18 protein-coding genes and 1 pseudogene are annotated in these 23842 nt (G+C 64.4%); 10 read left to right on the plus strand and 9 right to left on the minus strand.

Annotated elements, in window-relative coordinates; translation table 11 throughout:
• Positions 1–39: 39 nt before the first annotated feature.
• Together J8I26_RS06360 and argA are read right to left on the minus strand one after the other, a co-directional pair.
• Positions 40–312 (minus strand): oxidative damage protection protein, encoded by a 273-nt coding sequence (locus tag J8I26_RS06360; protein WP_209605288.1) that lies wholly within the window; start codon positions 310–312, stop codon positions 40–42.
• 87 nt (positions 313–399) lie between these two features.
• Positions 400–1713, minus strand: coding sequence for an amino-acid N-acetyltransferase (gene argA / locus J8I26_RS06365; protein ID WP_209605290.1), 1314 nt, complete (start codon positions 1711–1713; stop codon positions 400–402).
• 152 nt (positions 1714–1865) lie between these two features.
• Here argA and hrpA point away from each other — a divergent pair, with 152 nt between their 5' ends.
• The 3 genes from hrpA (at position 1866) to dcd (ending at position 7424) form a co-directional block, all read left to right on the plus strand.
• On the plus strand, positions 1866–5933 hold the full coding sequence (gene hrpA, locus J8I26_RS06370) for an ATP-dependent RNA helicase HrpA (protein ID WP_209605292.1): 4068 nt from the start codon (positions 1866–1868) through the stop codon (positions 5931–5933).
• 121 nt (positions 5934–6054) lie between these two features.
• The gene (locus tag J8I26_RS06375) at positions 6055–6753 is read left to right on the plus strand and encodes a hypothetical protein (protein ID WP_209605294.1); all 699 of its coding nucleotides are present in this window, start codon (positions 6055–6057) and stop codon (positions 6751–6753) included.
• Positions 6754–6854: 101 nt separating this feature from the next.
• Positions 6855–7424 carry a dCTP deaminase gene (gene dcd, locus J8I26_RS06380; protein WP_209605296.1) on the plus strand — a complete coding sequence of 190 codons (570 nt, stop codon included), beginning with the start codon at positions 6855–6857 and terminating at the stop codon, positions 7422–7424.
• 134 nt (positions 7425–7558) lie between these two features.
• Here dcd and J8I26_RS06385 read toward each other — a convergent pair whose 3' ends face one another.
• A complete protein-coding gene (locus J8I26_RS06385) occupies positions 7559–8485 on the minus strand; it encodes a LysR family transcriptional regulator (RefSeq protein ID WP_209605299.1) in 927 nt (308 codons plus the stop codon).
• A 133-nt stretch (positions 8486–8618) separates the two neighbouring features.
• Between J8I26_RS06385 and J8I26_RS06390 the strand changes: the two genes are divergently transcribed.
• Positions 8619–9287, plus strand: a complete 669-nt coding sequence (locus J8I26_RS06390; RefSeq protein ID WP_209605300.1) for a chromate transporter — start codon at positions 8619–8621, stop codon at positions 9285–9287.
• Positions 9284–9814: a chromate transporter gene (locus J8I26_RS06395; RefSeq protein WP_209605302.1), complete on the plus strand. Its 531-nt coding sequence runs from the start codon at positions 9284–9286 to the stop codon at positions 9812–9814. The genes J8I26_RS06390 and J8I26_RS06395 overlap by 4 nt, the downstream gene beginning before the upstream one ends.
• 24 nt (positions 9815–9838) lie before the next feature.
• Here J8I26_RS06395 and J8I26_RS06400 read toward each other — a convergent pair whose 3' ends face one another.
• The 4 genes from J8I26_RS06400 to J8I26_RS06415 all read right to left on the minus strand — a co-directional run bounded on the left by J8I26_RS06400 (position 9839) and on the right by J8I26_RS06415 (position 13575).
• The gene (locus J8I26_RS06400; RefSeq protein ID WP_209605304.1) at positions 9839–10030 is read right to left on the minus strand and encodes a helix-turn-helix transcriptional regulator; all 192 of its coding nucleotides are present in this window, start codon (positions 10028–10030) and stop codon (positions 9839–9841) included.
• 11 nt (positions 10031–10041) lie between these two features.
• Positions 10042–10437 (minus strand): hypothetical protein, encoded by a 396-nt coding sequence (locus tag J8I26_RS06405; RefSeq protein WP_209605306.1) that lies wholly within the window; start codon positions 10435–10437, stop codon positions 10042–10044.
• A gap of 180 nt (positions 10438–10617) precedes the next feature.
• Positions 10618–12870: an arginine/lysine/ornithine decarboxylase gene (locus J8I26_RS06410; RefSeq protein ID WP_209605308.1), complete on the minus strand. Its 2253-nt coding sequence runs from the start codon at positions 12868–12870 to the stop codon at positions 10618–10620.
• 210 nt (positions 12871–13080) lie between these two features.
• Complete coding sequence (locus J8I26_RS06415) at positions 13081–13575, minus strand: dihydrofolate reductase (protein WP_209605310.1); 495 nt, start codon at positions 13573–13575, stop codon at positions 13081–13083.
• 597 nt (positions 13576–14172) lie between these two features.
• Here J8I26_RS06415 and J8I26_RS06420 point away from each other — a divergent pair.
• The 4 genes from J8I26_RS06420 (at position 14173) to J8I26_RS06435 (ending at position 21172) form a co-directional block, all read left to right on the plus strand.
• Positions 14173–15672: a glucan biosynthesis protein G gene (locus J8I26_RS06420; protein WP_245200157.1), complete on the plus strand. Its 1500-nt coding sequence runs from the start codon at positions 14173–14175 to the stop codon at positions 15670–15672.
• Positions 15645–18263, plus strand: coding sequence for a glucans biosynthesis glucosyltransferase MdoH (gene mdoH / locus J8I26_RS06425; RefSeq protein WP_209605314.1), 2619 nt, complete (start codon positions 15645–15647; stop codon positions 18261–18263). The genes J8I26_RS06420 and mdoH overlap by 28 nt, the downstream gene beginning before the upstream one ends.
• A gap of 87 nt (positions 18264–18350) precedes the next feature.
• The gene (locus J8I26_RS06430; protein WP_209605316.1) at positions 18351–19562 is read left to right on the plus strand and encodes an efflux RND transporter periplasmic adaptor subunit; all 1212 of its coding nucleotides are present in this window, start codon (positions 18351–18353) and stop codon (positions 19560–19562) included.
• A 146-nt stretch (positions 19563–19708) separates the two neighbouring features.
• Positions 19709–21172 carry an efflux transporter outer membrane subunit gene (locus J8I26_RS06435; protein WP_209605317.1) on the plus strand — a complete coding sequence of 488 codons (1464 nt, stop codon included), beginning with the start codon at positions 19709–19711 and terminating at the stop codon, positions 21170–21172.
• An 84-nt stretch (positions 21173–21256) separates the two neighbouring features.
• Here the strand turns inward: J8I26_RS06435 and thyA are convergent.
• Positions 21257–21931, minus strand: a pseudogene (gene thyA, locus J8I26_RS06440) (thymidylate synthase); the annotation flags it as partial.
• A gap of 249 nt (positions 21932–22180) precedes the next feature.
• Here thyA and J8I26_RS06445 point away from each other — a divergent pair.
• A complete protein-coding gene (locus J8I26_RS06445) occupies positions 22181–23014 on the plus strand; it encodes a thymidylate synthase (RefSeq protein ID WP_209605319.1) in 834 nt (277 codons plus the stop codon).
• Positions 23015–23082: 68 nt separating this feature from the next.
• On the opposite strand, the gene J8I26_RS06450 is transcribed toward J8I26_RS06445, so the two are convergent.
• On the minus strand, positions 23083–23820 hold the full coding sequence (locus J8I26_RS06450) for a hypothetical protein (RefSeq protein WP_209605321.1): 738 nt from the start codon (positions 23818–23820) through the stop codon (positions 23083–23085).
• Positions 23821–23842: the final 22 nt, after the last annotated feature.

A 23842-nucleotide genomic window follows, 5' to 3' on the forward strand; every position in this document is an offset into this window, starting at 1 on the left:
CGGCGGCGTTGTTGTGCGTAGTACGTCGTGCAGTACGGCTTACTCGCTCGGCGGCACGTAGCCCTGGGCGGCGTCGGCGCCGTCGCCGAAGAAGTGCTTTTCCATCTGCGTGGCCAGGTACTTGCGGGCGCGGGCGTCGGCCAGCATCAGGCGGTTTTCGTTGACCAGCATGGTCTGGTGCTTGAGCCAGGCGGCCCAGGCTTCCTTGGACACGCTTTCATAGATGCGCTTGCCCAGTTCACCCGGGTACGGGGGGAAGTCCAGACCTTCGGCTTCCTTGTTCAGTTTGATGCAGTGGACCATGCGTGCCATGTCGATTCCTTGTTCAGTTGGGGTGTTGCGCCGGCGGGCTCTGCGTCGTGTGCTTCCCGTCGAGCCTGATGCCGGCAGTGATTCGGTTCAATACAGGTTCTTGATCAGCACCTGCGACTTGCGCTGCCAGTTGTAGATCTGCTGGCGATCCTGCGGCAGGTCACTCACGCCGGACAGCACGAAGCCGCGCTTCAGGAACCAGTGCGAGGTGCGCGTGGTGAGCACGAACAGCTTGGTCAGTCCGGCTTCGCGCGCGCGCGTTTCGATGTGCTTCAGGATACGGTCACCGTCGCCCTGGCCCTGCACTTCTGGGTTGACGGTGAGGCAGGCCATCTCGCCCATGCGTTCCTTGGGGAAGGGGTAGAGCGCGGCGCAGCCGAAGATCACGTTGTCGTGCTCGATCACCGAGAAGTAATGGATCTCGCGCTCGATCAGCTCGCGGCCGCGCTTGACCAGCGTGCCGTCGGCTTCCAGTGGCTCGATCAGCTTCAGGATGCCGCCCACGTCCTCGATGGTGGCCTGGCGCAGGCTCTCCAGGTTCTCGTAGGTGACCATGGTGCCAACGCCGTCGTGGGTGAACAGTTCCAGCAGGGCCGAGCCGTCGGTGGCGAAGGGCACGATGTGCGCGCGCGAAACGCCGGCGTTGCAGGCCTTGACCACGCTGGCCAGGTAGAACGCGGCGTCGGCCGGCAGGAAGCCCGCCGACAGCACGGCCTCGGCCTGGTGCGAGGACAGCTCGCGGATCTCGGCGCCGCCGGCGTCCTTCATCAGCGGCGTTTCCGACAGGAAGATCAGCTTCTCGGCGCGCAGCGCGATGGCCGCCGACACCGCCACGTCTTCCATGGTCAGGTTGAAGGCCTCGCCGGTGGGCGAGAAGCCCAGCGGCGACAGCAGCACGATGCCGCCGGCGGTCATGATCGGCTGGATCACGTCGGCGGCGATCTTGCGCACCACGCCGGTCAGCTGCAGGTCGACGCCATCGATCACGCCCATCGGGCGCGCGGTGACGAAATTGCCGGAGATCACGCGGATCGCGGCGTGCGCCATGGGCGTATTGGGCAGGCCCTGGCTGAAGGCGGCCTCGATATCCAGGCGCAGCTCGCCGGCGGCTTCCTTGGCGCATTCCAGCGCGGCCGGATCGGTCACGCGCAGGCCGTTGTGAAAGCGCGCCTCGACGTTGCGCAGCGCCAGCTGCTCGGCCACTTGCGGGCGCGAGCCGTGCACCACTACGATGCGGATGCCCAGCGCCAGCAGCAGCGACAGGTCCTGCGCCAGCACCTGCAGGCCGCCGGCGGTGACCAGCTCGCCCGGGAAGGCGACCACGAAGGTCTTGCCGCGGAAGGCGTGCACGTAGGGTGCGACTGAGCGCAGCCAGTTGACGAATTCGGTCTGATTTTCCATGACGCGCATTATAACCAGCGACGGCGCCGGGCGTGGATTTGCGGCGCATTGTTGCAAATCCGGTCGCAGACGCCGCCGCCGATCCGCCCGGCCGCCCGGGAAGGCGCGCCCAGCCTGCCCGGCATAGCCGCGGCGGGTATAATGTCGGCCTCATGTCAGTTACCAAAGCACCTACTCCTTCGCCCTCCGGAAAACCGCAACCGGACGCCCAGCGCCGCCCGCGCCAGCCCAACCGGCCGGCCGCCGCCGAGAACGCCGCGCCGCCGGTGCGCAATCCCTTGCCGCCGGTCACTTTTCCGGAAGAACTGCCGGTATCCGGCCGTCGCCATGAAATCGCCGAGGCCCTGCAGAAACACCAGGTCATCATCGTCAGCGGCGAGACCGGCTCCGGCAAGACCACCCAGCTGCCCAAGATCTGCCTGGAGCTGGGGCGCGGCGCCAAGGGCCTGATCGGCCACACCCAGCCGCGCCGCATCGCCGCGTCCTCGACCGCCAAGCGCATCGCCCAGGAATTGAATTCGCCGCCGGGTGAGCTGGTCGGCTACAAGGTGCGCTTCAACGACACCTTGTCCAAGGGCGCCTGGATCAAGCTGATGACCGACGGCATCCTGCTGGCCGAGACGCAGACCGATCCGCTGCTGCGCCAGTACGACACGATCATCATCGACGAGGCGCACGAGCGCAGCCTGAACATCGACTTCCTGCTGGGCTACCTGAAGCAGCTGCTGCCCAAGCGCCCCGACCTGAAGGTCATCATCACCTCGGCCACCATCGACGCCGACCGCTTCGCCCGCCATTTCGGCCGCGAGGTGAAGGGCGCAGAGGGTATGGAGGTGATTCCGGCGCCGGTGATCGAGGTCTCCGGCCGCCTGTATCCGGTGGAGATCCGCTATCGCCCGATCGACAATGCCGACCGCAGCGGCGTCTCGGCTGAAGTGGCGCAAGCGCGCGCCCGCGCCGAAGGGCGCGCTTCGCAGGCGCAGAAGGATCGCGAGCAGCGCGACCTGATGGACGCCGTGGTCGACGCCGTCGACGAGCTGGCGCGCATCGGCTCGGGCGACGTGCTGGTGTTCCTGCCGGGCGAGCGCGAGATCCGCGACGCCGCCGAGGCGCTGCGCAAGCACCATCCGCCGCATGTGGAAATCCTGCCGCTGTTCGCCCGCCTGTCGGCGACCGAGCAGGAGCGCGTGTTCAAGATCAGCAACGCGCGCCGCATCGTGCTGGCCACCAACGTCGCCGAGACCTCGCTGACGGTGCCGGGCATCCGCTACGTGGTCGACGCCGGCCTGGCGCGCGTGAAGCGCTACAGCTACCGCAACAAGGTCGAGCAGCTGCAGATCGAGCCGGTGGCGCAGTCGGCCGCCAACCAGCGCGCCGGCCGTTGCGGTCGCGTGGCCGCAGGCGTGTGCATCCGTCTGTACGACGAACAGGATTTCCAGCAGCGCGCCAAGTTCACCGACCCCGAGATCCTGCGCTCCTCGCTGGCCTCGGTCATCCTGCGCATGAAGTCGCTGCACCTGACCGATGTGGAGAGCTTCCCCTTCATCGAGCCGCCGCCGGGCCGGGCGATTGCCGATGGCTACCAGCTGCTGCAGGAGCTGGGCGCGGTGGAAGAGCAGGGCGGCGTCAACCGCCTGACCTCGCTCGGCCGCCAGCTGGCCAAGCTGCCGCTGGACCCGCGCGTGGGCCGCATGATCCTGGCCGGGCGCGACAACGCCTGCCTGACCGAGCTGCTCATCATCGCCGCCGCGCTGTCGGTGCAGGATCCGCGCGACCGGCCCATGGACGCGCAGAACGCCGCCGACAACGCCCACAAGAAGTTCGCCGACGAGAAGTCCGAATTCAGCAGCTACCTGAAGATCTGGAAGTGGTTCGAGGATGCCATCGAGCACAAGAAGTCCAATCGCCAGCTGCAGGACCACTGCCGCGAGAACTTCCTCTCGCAGCTGCGCCTGCGCGAATGGCGCGACGTCCACTCGCAGCTGCTGACCATCGTCAAGGAACAGGGCTGGCGCATGAACGAAGCCGCCGCCACCTACGACCAGCTGCACCTGGCGCTCCTGACCGGCCTGCTGGGCAACATCGGTTTCAAGGGCGAGGACGACGCGCAATACCTCGGCGCGCGCGGCATCAAGTTCAACATCTGGCCCGGCGCCCACCTGACCAAGAAGCCCGGCCGCTGGGTGATGGCGGCCGAGCTGGTGGACACCGCGCGCCTTTACGCGCGCTGCAACGCCAACATCCAGCCCGAGTGGCTGGAAAAGCTGGGCGGCCACCTGCTGAAGAAGTCCTGGGGCGAGCCGCGCTGGGAAAAGCGCGCTGCGCAAGTCACGGCTTCCGAGCGCGCCACCTTGTATGGCCTGGTGGTGTACAGCCAGCGCCGCATCAATTACGGCAACATCAATCAGGTCGAGGCGCGCGAGATCTTCATCCGCGATGGCCTGGTGGGCGGCGACTTCGAGACACGCGCACCGTTCTTCGCGCACAACCAGAAGCTGGTGCGCGAGATCGAGAACCTGGAACACAAGTCGCGCCGCCTGGACGTGCTGGTGGACGACGAGCTGATCATCGGCTTCTATGACAAGCTGATCCCGGCCGAGATCTGCAACGGCGTTGATTTCGAAAAGTGGCACAAACAGGCCACGGCCGCCGATCCCAAGCTGCTGTACCTGAACCGCGACGACCTGATGCGTCACGAGGCGGCCGGCGTCACCACCGAGCTGTTTCCCAAGACCATGAACGTGGCCGGCATCGCCATGGCGCTGTCGTATCACTTCGAACCGGGCGCCGCGCGCGACGGCGTGACCTTGACGGTGCCGCTGTACGCGTTGAACCAGGTCTCGTCCGACCGCTGCGAATGGCTGGTGCCGGGCATGCTGAAGGAAAAGGTGCACCTGCTGATCAAATCGCTGCCGCAGAAGCTGCGCCGCCACTGCGTGCCGTTGCCGGACTATGCAGCCAAGTTCTGCGAGCGCCAGGAGGAACGCAAGACCTTCGGCCGCGGCAACCTGATCGACGCCATCATCGCCGACATCCGCGAGCAGATCACCATCCTGGTCAAGGCCGGCGACTTCAAGCAGGAGACGCTGTCGGCGCACCACCAGATGAATTTCAAGATCATCGACGAGCACGGTCGCCAACTCGACATGGGCCGCAACTTGGCGGCGCTGCAGGCCGAGTTCGGCGGCCAGGCGCGCCAGCAGTTCCAGAAGCTGGCCGAGCAGGTGGCGATCGCTCCGCGTGACGATGACGAGGGCACCGCAGCGCCGGCCGCTGCTGCCGCGCCATCCGCATCCGCCAAGCCTGCACAAGGCAAGGCTGATGCCGCATCCGCAGCGGCCCCGGCTTCTGCCGGCGAGTACAGCAACCTCACCGGCTGGAGCTTCGGCGAACTGCCAGAGCTACTGGAGATCACGCGCGGGTCCGGCAAGCAGGCCGCCACGCTGATCGGCTTCCCGGCGCTGGTGGACCGCAAGACGCATTGCGACCTGGAAGTCTTCGACGACCCGGCCGAGGCGGCGCGCTTCCACTTCGCCGGCCTGCGGCGGCTGTTTGCGCTGCAGATGAAGGAGCAGCTGAAGTTCCTGGAGAAGAACATCCCCGGCCTGCAGCAGATGGGCATGCAGTTCATGGCGCTGGGCTCGCAGGAAGAGCTGCGCGAGCAGATCCTCAACGCCGGCCTGGAGCGCGCCTTCCTGCAGGATCCGCTGCCGCGCAACGCCGACGAATTCAACAAGCGTCGCGACGAGGGCAAGGCGCGCCTGAGCCTGCTGGTCAACGAGATCGCCCGTCTGTGCGCCCTGGTGCTGGCCGAGTACTATTCGCTGCCCAAGAAGCTGCAGGGCATCAAGGCGCATCCGCAGGCCGCGGCCGACATGCAGTCGCAGCTTGCGCAGCTGGTCGGCAAGCGCTTCGTGGCCGAGACCGACTATGGCAACCTCAGCCACTACCCGCGTTACCTCAAGGCCATCAACGTGCGGCTGGACAAACTGCGCGCCGATCCCGCGCGCGATACGCGCCTGCTGGCCGAGTGGAACCAGGTGGCCTTGCCGTACCAGCGCGCCCTGAAGGACCGCGCCGGCCGCGTCGATCCCAAGATGACCGAGTTCCGCTGGATGCTGGAAGAGCTGCGTGTGTCGCTCTATGCGCAGGAGCTGAAGACGCCGATGCCGGTGTCGGTCAAGCGGCTGCAGAAGGTGTGGGAGAGCATGCAGCGCTGATGACCTGCGCGTGGCGCTGACGGCGGTGCGCTGATGTGCAGGCGCCTGCGCTGCTGTTAGAGTGGCAATCTGCCGTCGCGCGCGTGCGCGGCGCAGGATCAATCGACAACAAGGGGGACGCATGTTGCACCGACTCAGCAGTGCCCGGCCCGCGGCGCGGGCATGGTCCGGAAAGATCTCCATACTGGCCGCGGCGGCCGCCTTGTCGGCCTGCGCCGCCAAGCAGATCGACACCCAGACCTTCGTCGACGTGCCGGTGGAGGTGCCGCGCCTGCTGGTGGTGTACCAGCCCAACCAAGCGGCTGCGGCCGAGCCGGTCGCCGAGGCAGCGGACAAGGCTGCCGGCGAGGGTATCACGCCGGCGGCGGCCACCGTCGCTGCCACGCCGGCCGCCACCATGGCAGCCCGCCAGGCTCAGCGCGAACGCGTCAGCGACGCCCTGGGCGATTCGCTGGAAGAGCGCCTGCCGTCCGGGCTGGCCGCAGCCGGCATCAATGCGCTGTTCGTGCGCGCCACCAGCGTCACCACCGTACTGAACTCCAAAACCGCGCGCGCCTCGGTCTCGCATGTGCTGTACCTGCGCATCCAGGATGACAAGGAAGACTGCGGCCCCAGCGGCAATTGTTCTTACCGCGTCACCCTGCGCGCCACGCTGCTGCGCTCGGGCGCGGCGCCCACGCTGTGGCGCACCGACCTGCAGGAGGCGTATTTCACCTCGTCGCGCATCGATGTGGCGCGTTTCGACGATCTGTCCGAGCACTTGGCCAGGGCGGTCGCGCCCATGCTCAGGATGCCGGCCGGGGAGAGCGCGCCTCGCTGAATGCGGGAAATGCCGCGCAAAATGGCGGGCTGGCCGCAATCCCGCGTCAGACGGGGATTTTTCGCGTAAAATCACGCATCCTTTGAAATTGTCGAAATACCATGTCCATCAAGTCAGATAAGTGGATCCGCCGCATGTCGGAGCAGCACGGAATGATCGAGCCCTACGAGCCGGGCCAGGTGCGCCTGGCTGCCGACGGCAGCAAGATCGTCTCCTACGGTACCTCGTCCTACGGCTACGATATCCGCTGCGCCGACGAATTCAAGATCTTCACCAACATCAACTCGACCATCGTCGATCCCAAGAACTTCGACGAGAAGTCCTTCGTGGACTTCAAGGGCGATGTCTGCATCATCCCGCCGAACTCGTTCGCGCTGGCGCGCACGATGGAGTACTTCCGTATCCCGCGCAGCGTGCTGACGATCTGCCTGGGCAAGTCGACCTACGCGCGTTGCGGCATCATCGTCAACGTCACCCCGTTCGAGCCGGAGTGGGAAGGCTACGTCACGCTGGAGTTCTCCAACACCACGCCGCTGCCGGCCAAGATCTACGCCGGCGAAGGCTGCGCCCAGGTGCTGTTCTTCGAGAGCGATGAAGTCTGCGAGACCTCCTACAAGGATCGCGGCGGCAAGTACCAGGGCCAGCACGGCGTGACGCTGCCCAAGACCTGATCGGTCTGCTCTTCCTGCTTGTTGAGAGCATCAAAAAAGGCCTCCGGATGGAGGCCTTTTTCGTTTTCGCGGCCAACGCCGCAACCTGCAACCGCAAACGCGTCAGCGCCGCACTTGCGGTTGCAGCGTTTGCCTTAGCGGCGCTTTGCCGCCGCGCCCAGCTTGTGTGCCTCTTCCCGCATCAGCGCCGCCGCGCCGCTGATCTCGCCTTCGCGGTAGGCCAGGTGCAGCGGCGCTTTCAGCTCGGGCGCGTCGTTCAGCTTGAGGTAGGCGATGCCTTCGGCGTTGACGCGTGTGAGCGAGGCCGGGATCACCGACACCCCCAGGCCGGCCGCCACCAGCGACAGCGTCGACAGGTTCTTGCTGGACTCCTGCATCACCCGCGGCGAAAAGCCGGCGGCATGGCAGGCGGCGATGATGGTGTCGTACAGGCCGGGGCCGCTGGGGCGGCGCGTCATGATGAAAGACTCCTCGGCCAGCGCGGCCAGGGCGATGCTCTTCTTGCGTGCGCCGGCGGCCAGCGGATGGTCCACCGGCAGCGCCGCCACCATCTCCTCGACCAGCATGGTTTCCATCGTCAGGCCGCTGGCGTCGCCCACCGGCGAGCGCACGAAGGCCAGGTCGAGCCGTTTCTGGCGCAGCGACTCAACCAGTTCGTGGGTGTTGGTCTCTTCCACCTTCAGGGCGACGTCGGGCGCGGCGGCGCGGAAGGCGCGGATCACCGCATGCACGAAGGGGTGCAGCGACGCCGATTCGGTGAAGCCGACCGCGATGCGGCCCATCTTGCCTTGGGCGATGCGGCGCACGCCGGCTACGGTTGACTCCAGTTGCGCCAGGATGGCGCGCGCGTCGGCCAGCAGGGCGACGCCGCTCTCGGTCAACTCCATGCCGCGCGGCAGGCGGTTGAACAGCGTCACGCCCAGCTCCTTCTCCAGCACGCGGATCTGCTGCGACAGCGGCGGCTGCTGGATGCCGATGCGTTGCGCGGCCTTGGTCAGGTGGCCTTCTTCGGCGACGGCGATGAAGTAGCGCAACAGGCGCAAATCGATATTGGGTGACATATCGTATAAATATGAATTAAGTATTTGACATATATTAGACAAAAACCCTCCCCAAGAGTAGCCTTTCATCCATGCCGCCGATCCGGCGCGACATCAAGCTGAACCACCGTAGTCACTGCAAGACGAGATCAACATGAGCACTCCCGCACCCGCACCCGCACCCGCATCCGCCCCGGATACCCCGGCAGCCGCCGCAGCAGCGACGGCGGCGGTCCCCACCTCCAAAGAACTGTTCCTCGGCTTTCTCGGCCTGGGCATGACCGCCTTCGGCGGCGCGCTGCCGCTGGCGCACCGTATGATCGTCGAGCGCCGCCGATGGTTGTCCGAACCGGAGTTCGTGCAACTGCTGGGCCTGTGCCAGTTTCTGCCGGGCGGCAACATCATCAACCTGTCGGTCGCGCTGGGGATGAAGTTTCGCGGCGTGAAGGGCGCGCTGGCGGCCATCTCCGGCCTGATCGCGGTGCCCTCGGCGGTGGTGGTGCTGCTGGGTATGATCTATCAGCACTTCCAGCACGACCCCAACGTCAAGCACCTGTTCGCCGGCCTCGCGGCGGCCGCGGCCGGCCTGCTGATCCAGATGGCGATCAAGATCGCGCTGCCGCTGCGCAAGAACCTGGTGCTGGCGGCGGTGGCGGTGGTGTGCTTCATCGCGATCGCGCTGCTGCGCATTCCGCTGGTGTGGGTGATGCTGGTGATGACGCCGATCAGCGTGTTGCTGACGGCGCGCTACGGCGACCGTTTTTCGGCCAAGCCGCAGGTGAAGGAAGTATCGAAGGACACCGCGAAGGAGGGCGCAAAATGAGCCAGACCCTGATCGCATTGGCCGTCATCATGACCCAGCTCTCGGTGCTGGCCTTCGGCGGCGGCAATACCATCCTGCCGGAGATGCAGCGCCAGGTGGTGGAGGTGCATCACTGGATGACGGCCGAGGATTTCAGCGCGCTGTTCGCGCTGGGCCAGGCCGCGCCGGGGCCGAACCTGATGGTGGTGACGCTGGTCGGCTGGCATGTGGCCGGCTTCTGGGGGATGCTGGTGACCACCTTCGCCAAGTTCGGTCCGTCCTCGCTGATCACCATCGTCATGCTGCACGTGTGGGAGCGCTTCAAGGACAAGCCGTGGCGCCGCCACGTGCAAGCCGGCCTGCTGCCGGTGACCGGCGGCCTGGTGGCGGCATCCGCGCTGCTGATCGCCCAGGCCTCGATCACCCACGGCTTCCTTGCCGCGATCACGGCGGCCACTGCGGTGATCGCATTGAAGACCAAGATCCATCCGCTGTGGCTGCTGTTCGGCGGGGCGCTGGCGGGCTTCTTCTACCTCGGTTCGTTCTGAGCCGGATTTAAAAAAACGACCTGCTTACTCCGGCCTGAAGATGTCTTCGATCTTCAGGCCGAAGGCCTTGGCCATTGCAAAGGCCAGCGGCAGGCTGGGATCGTAGCGGCCGGTCTCGATGGCGTTGACGGTCTGGCGCGAGACGTTCAGGCGCAGCGCCAGGTCGGCCTGGCTCCAGCCCAATTGGGCGCGCAGTGCGCGCACATTGTTTTCCATGATTTGCCTGATCAGTGCTTGGGGCGATTGCTGATCGCCTCTTTCACGCTGAGGAAGCACCACACCGCGCCCATCACGGGCCACACTGTGAACATGCTGAGCTTGGGGAAGCCGGCGTTTTCCAGGAAGCCGTAGGTGAAGGTCCAGCCGGCCGTGACGCCGGCGGTGATGGCCAAGTGCTCGACCGAGATCTTGCGCATGAATTCGTCCGAGCGGCGGATCTGCCGCACTACGGCCCAGATGGCCAGCAGGAAGGGCAGCATCGGCGCCAGGTAGACCACGGTCTGCAGCGGCCCGTGTTCCAGTCGCATGCCATAGCGCAGCGACAGGATCAGCACGATCACGTAGGCGACCATGGCGCCGCCCATTTCCCTGTAATAACGATTGTAAGGCTTGAGTTCGGACATGACTGACTCCTGTGCGATGTAAAGGATGCTTTACATCGTAGTCAGCCTTCGCGACCGTGTCAAGTTTGCTTTACACCGAAATCGGCAAGGTAAGAAAAAAGCCGACACCGGAAAACGGTGTCGGCTTTCTCTTTTCTGGCACGCAGCGAGGCGGCCGAGGCCGCCTGCGCGAGACAGGTTTTAACGCTTCACGCAATCCACGAAGTAATCGCGGCGGCCGTTGACTTCGCGCTTGACCAGGCCGTGCACGTCGGTTTCGAAGCCCGGGAATTTCTCGTTGAAGTCGCGAGCGAATTTCAGGTAGTCGACGATGGTCTTGTTGAAGATCTCGCCCGGGATCAGCAGCGGGATGCCCGGCGGATACGGGGTCAGCAGGATTGAGGTCACGCGGCCTTCCAGCTCGTCCAGCGGCACGCGTTCGATCTCGCGGTGCGCCATCTTGGAGAAGGCGTCCGAGGGCTTCATCGCGGGCTGCATGTCCGACAGGTACATCTCGGTGGTCAGACGCGCCACGTCGTAGGCGCGGTAGGTCTCGTGGATCTGCTGGCACAGGTCGCGCAGGCCCAGGCGCTCGTAGCGCGGGTTGCGCTGGGCGAACTCGGGCAGGATGCGCCAGATCGGCGCGTTCTTGTCATAGTCGTCCTTGAACTGCTGCAGCGCGGTCACCAGCGTGTTCCAGCGGCCCTTGGTGATGCCGATGGTGAACATGATGAAGAACGAGTACAGGCCGCACTTCTCGACGATGACGCCGTGCTCGGCCAGGTACTTGGTCACGATCGAGGCCGGGATGCCGGTCTCGCCGAACTGGCCGTCCAGCGCCAGGCCCGGGTTGACGATGGTGGCCTTGATCGGGTCCAGCATGTTGAAGCCCGGCGCCAGGTTGCCGAAGCCGTGCCAGTTGTCTTCGGCCTTGATGACCCAGTCTTCGCGCTCGCCGATGCCGTCTTCGGCAAACTTGTCCGGGCCCCAGACCTGGAACCACCAGTCATTGTCGAATTCCTGGTCGATCTTCTTCATGGCGCGGCGGAAGTCCAGCGCCTCAAGGATGGATTCTTCCACCAGCGCGGTGCCGCCCGGCGCTTCCATCATGGCCGCAGCGACGTCGCAGGAGGCGATGATGGAGTATTGCGGCGAGGTCGAGGTGTGCATCAGGAAGGCCTCGTTGAAGGCGTCCTGGTCCAGCTGCACGGTTTCCGATTCGCGCACCAGCACCTGCGAGGCCTGCGACAGGCCGGCCAGCAGCTTGTGGGTCGACTGGGTGGCGAAGATCATCGACTTCTTGGCGCGCGGGCGGTCGCGGCCGATGGCGTGCATGTTCTTGTAGAAGTCGTGGAAGGTGGCGTGCGGCAGCCAGGCTTCGTCGAAGTGCAGGGTGTCGATCTCGCCGTCCAGCATTTCGCGCAGGGTCTCGACGTTGTAGACCACGCCGTCGTAGGTCGACTGCGTGATGGTCAGGATGCGCGGCTTCTTGTTCTTCGCTTCGCGGGCGAAGGGGTTGGCTTCGATCTTCTTCTGGATGCTTTCCAGCGTGAACTCTTCCAGCGGGATCGGGCCGATGATGCCCAGGTGGTTGCGGGTCGGCATCAGGAACACGGGGATTGCGCCGGTCATGATGATCGAGTGCAGGATGGACTTGTGGCAGTTGCGGTCCACCACCACGATGTCGCCTGGCGCCACGGTCGAGTGCCAGACCATCTTGTTGGAGGTCGAGGTGCCGTTGGTGACGAAGTAGCAGTGGTCGGCGTTGAAGATGCGCGCGGCATTGCGTTCCGAATTGGCGATCGGGCCGGTGTGATCCAGCAGCTGGCCCAGTTCTTCCACGGCGTTGCAGACGTCGGCGCGCAGCATGTTTTCACCGAAGAACTGGTGGAACATCTGGCCCACCGGCGACTTCAGGAAGGCCACGCCGCCCGAGTGGCCGGGGCAGTGCCAGGAGTAGGACCCGTCGTTGGCGTATTCCACCAGCGCGCGGAAGAACGGCGGCGCCAGGCCGTCGAGGTAGGACTTGGCTTCGCGGATGATGTGGCGCGCCACGAACTCCGGGGTGTCTTCGAACATGTGGATGAAGCCGTGCAGCTCACGCAGCACATCGTTGGGGATGTGGCGCGAGGTGCGGGTTTCACCGTACAGGTAGATGGGAATGTCGGCGTTCTTGTGGCGAATCTCGCCGACGAAGGCGCGCAGGGCTTTCAGTGCGAAATCGGTTTCCTCGTGGGAGCCGGCGCCCAGCTCTTCATCGTCGATCGACAGGATGAAGGCGGAGGCGCGCGATTGCTGCTGCGCGAACTGCGCCAGGTCGCCGTAGCTGGTCACGCCCAGCACTTCCATGCCTTCGGCCTGGATGGCGTCGGCCAGCGCCCGGATGCCCAGGCCTGAGGTGTTTTCGGAGCGGAAGTCTTCGTCGATGATGACGATGGGGAAACGGAATTTCATTGTGTTCTCCAGGGCTTGAGCGCTACAGCGCCGGAGGCGTTACGCGCTCAGGGGTGAAAATAAGCTGCAGAAGACTGCAGGAACTGCGCCTGGGCTGGCAGGGCTTGCGCGCCGAAAAAAAAGAAAGCCGGATTGTCGCAGATATGCGCCGAAGGCGTACGCCGTCAACAAAAAAATACGGAAAAAACAACGGCGGAGGGCCGCCGCGGCTCAAGGTCTTTCGTATGTCACAAAAGCGTAGTTGAATCCACCGGTTTCAGCGCGGTGTTCTTCGCGCGCCGTTTCCTTCCATTGCTGCGGATCCAGCGCCGGGAAGAACGCGTCGCAATCGAATGCGCGTTCGATGCGCGTGATGATCAGGCGGTTCACCAGCGGCAGCGCTTCGGCGTAAATCTGGGCGCCGCCGATGACGAAGGCCGGCGCCGATCCGGCCAGCTCGGCCGCAGCCTGCAGCGAAGAGGCGGTTTCCACGCCGGCGTGTTGCCAGCCGGCATTGCGGGTGATCACGATGTTGCGGCGGTTGGGTAGCGCGCGGCCGATCGACTCGAAGGTCTTGCGGCCCATCAGGATGGCGTGGCCGGAGGTGGTGCGCTTGAAATGCGCCAGGTCTTCCGGCAGATGCCAGGGCAGGGTGTTGTTGATGCCGATGCCGTTGTTCTGGTCGGTGGCGACGACGATGGTGAGGTTGCCTGCGGAAGTGCTCATGCGCGCGTGATCCGGGTGTGGGTTGGAAAGCTCGGCGGGACAGCGGGACAGCAGCCCGTCGCAAACACGGAATGTTACAGGAGCCATGCTGCATCACGGAACTTTCTGTTCCACCGCCGCCCTTATACCTGACAGTGCATAGATCGAAAACAGTTTCGACGTAGAGCTAAGGCCGCACAGGGAGCGATGCGACGGGTCCGCCACCGCGTATCGCGCAAGGGGTTGCGATGGCAGTTCGACGCAGGCAGCGCCTTCAGGCGGCCCGGCAGTCCCGTCAGGCGGGCTTGCTGGTGAGCAATATCTCCGGTCAATGCCGGATTCAAGCCATCCGCACGAACAATTCACGCAACATTTGGGTAAACTAGCGCCTGCTTTCCAGGCTGGGGTCGGGCGGTGCATGCCGCCGGTCCAGGGCCGGAACAGACCGGCGAGGGCGTCATTGCCGTCCCGGGGAAAGCATTCCAACCAGAAAATTGCATGTCAGACAAAACAATAATGCCGCTTCACACCACATCATGGCCTGCGACGGGATCCCCATCGCCGCGCAGCGCCGCAAGACCGTCCTGGTGGCGCCGTCTTGTTGTTCCGGCAACCCTGATGGGTTTGCTGGCGCTCCATCAGGCGGCATTCGCCTTCGATTTCAATACCGTGGCCGCGCGCGCCAAGGCGCTGGCCGGCAAGTCGTACAAGAAGCCGTCCGACGACCTGCCCAAGTCGATCAAGGACCTGAGCTACGAGCAGGCCAACCAGATCCATTTCCGCGCCGACAAGGCCTACTGGCGCGCGCAGAAGCTGCCGTTCGAGCTGTCCTTCATCCACCTCGGCGGCAATTTCAACGAGCCGGTCAGGGTCAATGAAGTAGTCGGCGGCGCCGTGCGCGAGATCAATTTCAGCCCGGCCCTGTTCGACTACAGCGCCAACCGCAACATCGACCCGCGCCAGCTGCGCAACGTCGGTTTCGCGGGATTCCGCATCCGCTATCCGGTCAACTCGTCCAAGGTCAAGGATGATGTGCTGACCTTCCACGGCGCCAGCTACTTCCGCGCCATGGGCAAGGGGCAGGGCTACGGCCTGTCGGCGCGCGGTCTGGCGATCGACACCGCGCTCTACTCCGGCGAGGAGTTCCCGCGGTTCACCGAGTTCTGGCTGGAGCGCCCCTCGGCTGAGGCCAAGGAGCTGGTGGTCTACGCGCTGCTGGATTCGCCGCGCGCCACCGGCGCCTACCGCTTTGTGTTGAAGCCCGGGACTGACACGGCGATGGACGTGAAGGCGCAGATCTACCTGCGCAGCAACGTCACCAAGCTGGGCATCGCGCCGTTGACCAGCATGTTCCTGTTCGGCGAAAACCAGCCGGGCCCGGGCGACGACTTCCGTCCCGAGGTGCATGATTCGGACGGCTTGCTGATGCAGTCGGGCACCGGCGAATGGCTGTGGCGTCCGCTGGTGAACCCCAAGCGCCTGTTGGTGACGTCGTTCTCGTTCGACAACCCGATGGGCTTCGGCCTGATGCAGCGCGATCGCGAGTTCTCCAGCTACCAGGACCTCGATTACAACTACCAGTCGCGCCCCAGCGCCTGGGTCGAGCCCAAGGGCAAGTGGGGTGCGGGCCGCGTGGAGCTGGTGCAGATTCCCACGCCCGACGAGACCAACGACAACATCGTCGCCTACTGGATCCCCAACACCATGCCCAAGCCGGGCCAGCCGTTGAACGTGGAATACCGCCTGCTGTGGCAGAAGGACAATGAAAAGCGTCCGCCGCTGGCCTGGGTCACCCAGACCCGCTTCGGCCATGGCTACCGTCCCAAGCAGGAAGGCAAGCAGGACGACACCCAGGCCCTGGCCATCGACTTCGACGGCGGCAGCCTGAAGAAGCTGCCCGCCAGCGCCCGTGTGGAAGGCGTGGTGGAGGCCGATGCCAACGGCAAGATCGCGAGCGTCACTACGCGCAAGAACGATATGACCGGCGGCTGGCGCATTGAAGTCAAGCTGCGCCGGGTAGAAGATAACAAGCCGGTCGAGCTGCGCGGTTTCCTGCGCAACGCCAATGGCGGCACAACCTTGTCAGAAACGTGGAGCTACATATTACCCCCCAACTAAGGCAGACATCGGCGGCATCCCAGGCGCTCGAGGACTATCTCGCGCGCCTGCCGTTGTCGCCTGAGCAGCGCCACGAGCTGGCCGCACGGGCGGGGGCGATTGCCTCCGGCGACCCGGTGGCCGACCTTCACCGCGTGCTGGCCGAAGCCTCCGGGCGCGCGGCCGGCGAATCGATCACCCCGGCCCAGGCCTCGGTCGACGCCCGCCTGCACCTGATGTATCCGGCTGCCGGCGATGCGCCTGCCGCCGCCAGCGTGCCGCCGATCGGCGAAGATCGCGGCGAGCCGCATATCGCCGTGGCGCCGCCGCTGAACCGCAAGTCCATGGTGCCGCGCCCGTGGGGCGAGCTCAATCCGTTCTCGCGCTGGGTGGAGGAAGAGAACCGCCGCCTGGAGCGCCGCCCCAGCCGCTGGCGCCGCAAGAAGAAGGCCGCCGCGCCCGAGCATCCGCCCGAGCCGCACTACGTCGAAGACCACCTCGACAAGTCCGACGCGCCCGACCCCAAGGGCCACTGGCAGCACACCGGCAACATCCGCCGCATCACGCTGCTGATCCTGATGGTGCTGCAGACCTCGATGGCCACCTACTTCATGAGCGACGTGCTGCCGTATCACGGCACCAAGCCGCTGGAGATGCTGGTGCTGGGCCTGTTCGCGCTGCTGTTCCTGTGGGTTTCGGCCGGTTTCTGGACTGCCATGACCGGTTTCCTGGTGCTCATGCGCGGCGATGACGAATACCTGATCTCGCACGAGAAGGCTGGCAACAAGGACATCGCCCGCGATGCCCGCACCGCCATCGTCATGCCGATCTGCAACGAGGATGTGGCACGCGTGTTCGCAGGCCTGCGCGCGACCTACGAGTCGCTGGAGCGCACCGGGCAGCTGGAGCACTTCGACTTCTTCATCCTCTCCGACAGCGGCGAGGCCGATATCTGCGCTGCCGAGACCGCGGCCTGGGCGGCCCTGTGCCGCGAGACCGGCGGCTTCGGCCGAATCTTCTATCGCCACCGTCGCCGCCGCGTCAAGCGCAAGAGCGGCAACCTGGACGATTTCTGCCGTCGCTGGGGCGCCGACTACCGCTACATGGTGGTGCTGGACGCCGACAGCGTCATGACCGGCGACTGCCTCACCAAGCTGACCCGCCTGATGGAAGAGCATCCCGGCGCCGGCATCATCCAGACCGCCCCGCGCGCGGCCGGGCGCGACACCATGTACGCCCGCATCCAGCAGTTCTCCACGCGCGTGTACGGTCCGCTGTTCACCGCCGGCCTGCACTACTGGCAGCTGGGCGAGTCGCACTTCTGGGGCCACAACGCCATCATCCGCCTCAAGCCCTTCATGAAGCACTGCGCGCTGGCGCCGCTGCCGGGCCGCGGCAACCTGTCTGGCCCCATCATGTCGCACGACTTCGTCGAGGCTTCGCTGATGCGGCGCGCCGGCTGGTCGGTGTGGATCGCCTACGACCTGGACGGCAGCTATGAAGAGATGCCGCCCAACCTGTTGGATGAGTTGAGTCGCGACCGCCGCTGGTGCCAGGGTAACCTGATGAACTTCCGCCTGTTTCTGGCGCGCGGCATGCACGTGGTGCATCGCGCGGTGTTCGTCACCGGCGTCATGGCCTACGTGTCGGCGCCGCTGTGGGCGCTGTTCCTGATCCTGTCGACCATCCTGCTGGCGGCGCACACGCTGATCGATCCGCAGTACTTCACCTCGCCGCGCCAGCTGTTCCCGATCTGGCCGGAGTGGCATCCGGAGAAGGCGCTGGCATTGGTCTCGGCCACCGCCACCATCCTGTTCCTGCCCAAGATCCTGGCGGTGCTGCTGTTCGCGGTGAAGGGCGCGCGCGGTTTCGGCGGCGCGCTGGCGCTGTTCGTCAGCATGGTGATCGAGCTGCTGTTCTCGATGGTGCTGGCGCCGGTGCGCATGCTGTTCCATACCCGCTTCGTGCTGGGCGCCTTCCTCGGCTGGAACGCCGGCTGGAAGTCGCCGCCGCGCGCCGACAACGAAACCGGCTGGGGCGAAGCGATGCGCCGCCACGGCTGGCATTCGGTGCTGGGCCTGGTGTGGGGCGGGCTGGTGTACTGGCTCAACCCGTCCTTCATCTGGTGGCTGATCCCGATTGCCGGGTCGCTGGCGGTGTCGGTGCCGGTGTCGGTGCTGTCCTCGCGCGTGAGCTTCGGCCGCGGCTTGCGCCGCGCCGGCCTGTTCAAGATCCCGGAAGAGACTTCGCCGCCGTTCGAGCTGCTGGAGACCGTGCGCCACTTCAACGAGACGCCGGCGCTGCCTGGCTTCGTCGAGGCCGTGGTCGATCCCTCCTTCAACGCGCTGGTCTGCGCCACCGCGCACGCCCATCCGACGGTGCCCAAGCTGACGCAGCACCTGCGCGACAAGCTGGTGCGCACCGCCTTGAAGGACGGTCCGGACGCCCTGAACGACAAGCAGAAGAACAGCCTGCTGGAAGAACCCGGCCTGCTCTCGCAACTGCACCAGGCGGTGTGGAGCGGCGTGCCGGAGGTGCATGCCGACTGGCTGGCGGCGATGCGCAACACGGCTGAGATGCCGGACGTGGCGCCGCAAGCATTGGCGGCCTGAGGGAGGCCGCACGACCGACGATGCGGCCGGAGTAATCCGGCCGTCATCTTTTTCTGAAATCATTATTCGCCGTCCACGCAAGCCATCATGACCGAGCCGCACGACAACCCGCAGCATCAGGATCAGCCCCACGCGCACGCTTCGCGCAAGCGCGCGCTGATCGGCGGCGGCGTGCTGGTGGCGGCGCTGGTGGCCGGCGGCGTGGTGTTCTGGCAAAACCGCCCGGCGCCGCAGCCGCCCAAGCCGGTGGCCGTCAAGCTGGAAACGGTGAAGGTCGAGAAGGCCGACATCGAGCAGGTGGTCAACGCCACCGGAAACGTGGTGGTGCAGAACTACGTGGACGTCGGCGCCAAGGTCGCGGGCCAGATCGCCGATGTCGACGTCGCCATCGGCGAGACGGTCAAGGCCGGCAAGTTGCTGGTGACGATCTCGCCGGCGGTGCAGAGCAGCCGCATCGAGAACAACCGCGCCCAGCTGGCGCGACTGAAGGCCGAACTGGCCGGGCAGAATGCCCAGCTCGACTTCGCCCAGCTGCAGTTCCAGCGCCAGACCCAGCTGAAAGCCGAGAACGCCACCCGCGAGGAGTCGTACGAGTCCTCGCGCATGAACATGTACGCCGCAGCCGCCCGGGTCGACGCCACCAACGCGCAGATTCAGCAGACCGAGGCCGCCATCCGCGACGATGAGGCGATCCAGAAGCAGAACCGCATCGAAGCGCCGGTGGGCGGCACGGTGGTCACCATGAACGCGCGTCCGGGCCAGATGGTCGGCGCCAACCAGGAAGCGCTGATGCGCATCGCCGACCTGTCGCGCATGACGGTGCAGGTGCCGGTGGCCGAAGAAGATGTGACGCGCCTGCAAAAGGGCATGACCGCCTACTTCAGCACCCCCGGCTACCCCGGCAAGCGCTGGAGCGGCAAGCTGCGCCAGATCATGCTGTTGCCCACCGACGACTCCGGTCGTCATGGCAAGAAGGCTTTCTACACGGTACTCTTCGACGTCGCCAATCCCAGCCGCGAGCTGATGAGCGGCATGACCGCCGACGTCTACTTCGTGCTGGCCCGCGTCGAGCACGCGCTGACGATTCCGCTTTCGCTGGTGACCAAGCCCGCGCTGGACGGCACCCAGGGCGTGAAGGTGGTGCTGGACGGCGGCAAGCTGGACGCGCGCCGCATCAAGATCGGCATTCGCGACGGCGAGCGCGCGCAGGTGCTGTCCGGCCTGAAGGAGGGCGAGCAGGTGCTGCTGCCGGCCAATCCGGCGCCGGCCGGCGCGCCGCAGGGACAAGCTCAGCAGTAAGCGTGGGCGCCCGGCTTGGGCCGCGCGCGCAGATTCTTTAAAATGGAGGTCGGCATTCAGGGGATTGCATGCCCGCCATGGATCATCACCTGATCCCGGCTTCGTCGCTTCACTACCCATTGACCTGACCACAACCCGTCCGGCCCATGACATTGCGCAGTTCACATTCAGCTTCACGATCGACCTTGCCAGGCCTGCGGCCGCTGGCGCTTGGCCTTGCGCTCACCTTCGCGCTGGCCGGCTGCGCCACGCGCGAAGTCGAGGTCGACCCGGTCACCGCGATGCAGGTGCCCGACAAGTGGGGCGGCGGGGCCGTCGCCGACGTTACCCGCGCCGAGCAGCTGTGGCCCGACTCCGACTGGTGGAAGCAGTTCGGCAGCACCGAGTTGTCGACCCTGGTGGATGAAGGGCAGAACAACAACTTCGAGATCGCCGCCGCATTTTCCCGCGTCAGGCAGGCCGAGGCGCGCGCCCGCATCGCCGGCGCGCCGCTCTTGCCAAATGCCAGCCTCAGCGCCAACGCCGCGCGCGACCTGCCGATCTCCGGCGGTTCCCCTACCAATTCGGCCGACGCCACGCTGCAGGTCAGTTATGAAATCGACTTCTGGGGCAAGAACCGCGCCGGCGTCGACGCCGCCGAAGCCTCCCTGCGCGCCAACCGCTACGACCGCGAGACGGTGGCGCTCACCGTGACCAGCGGCATCGTCTCGACCTATCTGCAGGTACTGTCGCTGCGCGACCGGCTGGAAATCGCGCGCCAGAACATCGGCAACGCCGAGCGCGTGTTGAAGCTGGTGGAGGCGCAAAGCCGCGCCGGCTCCGCCTCGCCGTTGGATCTGGCGCGCCAGCGCTCGGCACTGGCCAATCAGCGCCAGCTGATCCCCGACCTGCAGCAACAGGAGCAGGACGCGCAGACCGCGCTGGCGATCCTGCTGGGGCGTCCGCCGCAGAATTTCATGGTGAAGGAAAAAGGCCTGGCGCAGATCCAGATGCCGCGCATCTCGGCCGGCCTGCCGTCCGAACTGCTCACCCGTCGTCCCGACATCCGCCGGGCCGAAGCCAACCTGGCCGCGGCCAATGCCAACGTCGCCGTGGCGCGCGCGGCGCTGTTCCCCAGCATCAGCCTGACCGCTTCCACCGGCGCGCAGAGCAATGCGCTGCTGTCGCTGTTCGACGGTCCCAACCTGTTCGCCCGCATCGGCACCGGCCTGATCGCGCCGATCTTCGACGGCGGCCGCCTGCGCAACCAGCGCGACCTGGCCATCGCGCAGAAGGAGGAGCTGGTGCAGGTCTACCAGCAGAGCGTGATCAACTCGCTGTCGGAAGTGGAGAAGGCGCTGGGCGCGATCCGCAGCCTGGAAGAACGCTATCGCCTGAAGAACGGCGAGGTCGACCAGGCGCGCTTCGCCTTCGAGCTTTCCGAGATTCGCTACCGCGCCGGCGCCGAAGACCTGATGGTGGTGCTCGACACCCAGCGCACCCTGTCCGAGGCGCAGAACCAGCTGGGCCAGATCAAGCTGCAACGCCTGCAGGCCACCGTCTCGCTGTACAAGGCGCTGGGCGGCGGTTGGCACGACAACGCGCCGGGCAACGGCGCGGTGGCGCCCTGAGGATGGCAGGCCCGGACGGCCATAAAAAAAGCCCGCATCTGCGGGCTTTTTTATTTGCGCAGCGACGCAGCGTCTTGCCTGCGATCACACTGCCATCGGCGCGGTCAGCGGCGCGTGGTGCTGGTAGTTCTCCAGCGAGAAATCGCCGGGTTCGACCAGCTCCAGCCATTCCGGTTGGTACTTGCCGGTGACGGCGAAGTCCGGCACGCGGTCGGAGATGACCAGCTGCGGCGCGGCGAAGGGCTCGCGCTTCAACTGCTCGGTCACCATCTCGATGTGGTTCTCGTAGATGTGGGCATCGCCGACGAAATAGGTGAACCAGCGCGGCTTGTAGCCGGTGAGGCGGGCCACCAGGTGCAGCAGGGCGGCGCCTTCGGCCAGGTTGAAGGGCGTACCCAGGCCGATGTCGTTGCTGCGCACGTACAGGCACAGCGAGATTTCCCTGGTTGCCTGGTTCGGCAGGAATTGATAGAGCAGGTGACAGGCCGGCAGCGCCACTTCGTCCAGCACCGCGCAGTTCCAGCCATGGAACAGGATGCGGCGGCTGCTCGGGTTGTTGACGATGGTGTCCAGGCACTCGCGCAGCTGGTCCACCGCCTTGTACATCAACACCTTGTTGCGGCCGTTGTCGGTGAGTGCGGAAACCAGGCTGAAGCCCTTGCGCTGCGCCGCTTCGATCTGCGCGGTCTGGTCTGCGTCGATCACTTTGTAGGCCGGCCATTCGCGCCACTGAACGCCATACACCGGACCCATGTGATTTTATCTACTGCGTTTTTGTCCATTACCTGACTATATATGGGATTTTTAAGGAAAGTCAACTAAACATTTTATTGAGTTGTTCAATACGGGCGCTGGCTGTGGATTAGGAAGTTGTTTCTCTGCCATTTATTGTATAGAGGCAGTCTTAAATGTCATTTCAGCCATATAACTTCACTCTACCATCGGCGTCAGGCAAGGTAGCGTTCCTGGCCTTATACTCTTGGTATCCGCATTTGAAAGAACCTTCCCGTGAAGCAATATCTTGAGCTCTTGACCGACATCCTGGAGAACGGCGCCCAGAAAGGCGACCGCACCGGAACCGGCACCACTTCTGTCTTCGGCCGTCAGATTCGCCACAACCTGGAGAAGGGCTTCCCCCTCCTGACCACGAAGAAGCTGCACTTCAAAAGTATTGCCAATGAGCTAATTTGGTTCTTAAACGGCGATACGAACATCAAGTGGCTGAATGAGAACGGCGTCACCATCTGGAACGAGTGGGCGACCGAGGATGGAGAGCTGGGACCCGTATACGGCAAACAGTGGACCGCCTGGCCGACGAAGGATGGTGGCACCATCAACCAGATTGACTATGTCGTTGACGCCCTGAAGAACAACCCGAACAGCCGCCGCATCCTGTTCCATGGCTGGAACCCGGAATTCCTCCCCAACGAGCGCCAGAAGCCCCAGGACAACGCCAAGGAAGGCCGTATGGCTCTTCCCCCGTGTCACCTCCTGTATCAGTTCTACGTGGCTAACGGCAAGCTGTCGTCCCAGTTGTACATCCGCAGCTCGGACAGCTTCCTGGGCCTGCCGTACAACATTGCGTCGTTAGCGCTGTTGACCCACATGCTGGCGCAGCAGTGCGACCTGGTGCCTCACGAAATCGTTGTGAGCATCGGCGACCTGCATGCGTATTCAAACCACATGTCCCAGATTCAGGAGCAACTGACGCGCGACACTCGTGCACTGCCGCAGTTGGTTATCAAGCGCAAGCCTGAATCCATCTACGACTACAAGTTTGAGGACTTCGAGATTGTCGGGTATGACCCGCATCCGTCGATTAAGGCGCCTATTGCTGTGTGACGTAGGTGCTGGATAAAAATGAAAAGGAGGCTTCGGTCTCCTTTTTTGTCGCTGATTTTCGCAAGCACCTATTTGTAGACTTCTTCGGTCTTCATTTGAATTGAACCTGACAGTTTTTTTAGTGTGACCAACACATGACGAAAGTACGTCGCGTCAATTTTTAGTTCCTCCCCTTGGTTGCCGCGACTTTTGTTGCCGGCCTTTTTGAGATATGAATCGTTGATGAGTCCACTGTTATGAACAATGATGTCGCGAGAAGCCTTTATTTCAAAGAAATCAGTCAGTAGGTCAGCATCCAACTCAATTGAAAGTACCTCGCCAGTTTTTCTCATGTACTCGGCAGGTTTGGAATACATCAACTCTTCGCTCTTCATGATGGCGAACCGACGAATTACTTCCTCTCTGCTTTCTGTGCCCAAGAAAAGGTCTAGTGGAACGCCGGTCTTGCCGTCGACTAAGAGACCAAGTTTCTTCGGGTGAGAAATTGCTACGAGAGCAATGCAGTCCTGAATGAAGGCCTCTACGCGAGAGACCATTGAGATGATATTGGTTTCAAATATTCCACGGTCATGTTGAGAAGTGAATAGTGTGCCAATGTCTTTGTCGAGCCGCCGACTGAAGACAACCCCGCTACGTTTCGGTACTGAGTACCGCCTCTTTGCTTTGCTTTTTGACTCCAGTAGTAATTTCGCTTGAGACTTTAGTGAGGGCCTCAGAAGGTCTGTAAAAATCCATGCATTGTTAAGGTATCGATAAAGGGCAATGTGCTTCCGATATATTCCTATCGAAACCGGGCTATCTCGCATGGTTCATAACTCCGTAGGCTGC

Source organism: Herbaspirillum sp. LeCh32-8, from assembly GCF_017814915.1.
In the GTDB taxonomy this organism is placed as follows: Bacteria; Pseudomonadota; Gammaproteobacteria; order Burkholderiales; family Burkholderiaceae_D; genus Herbaspirillum.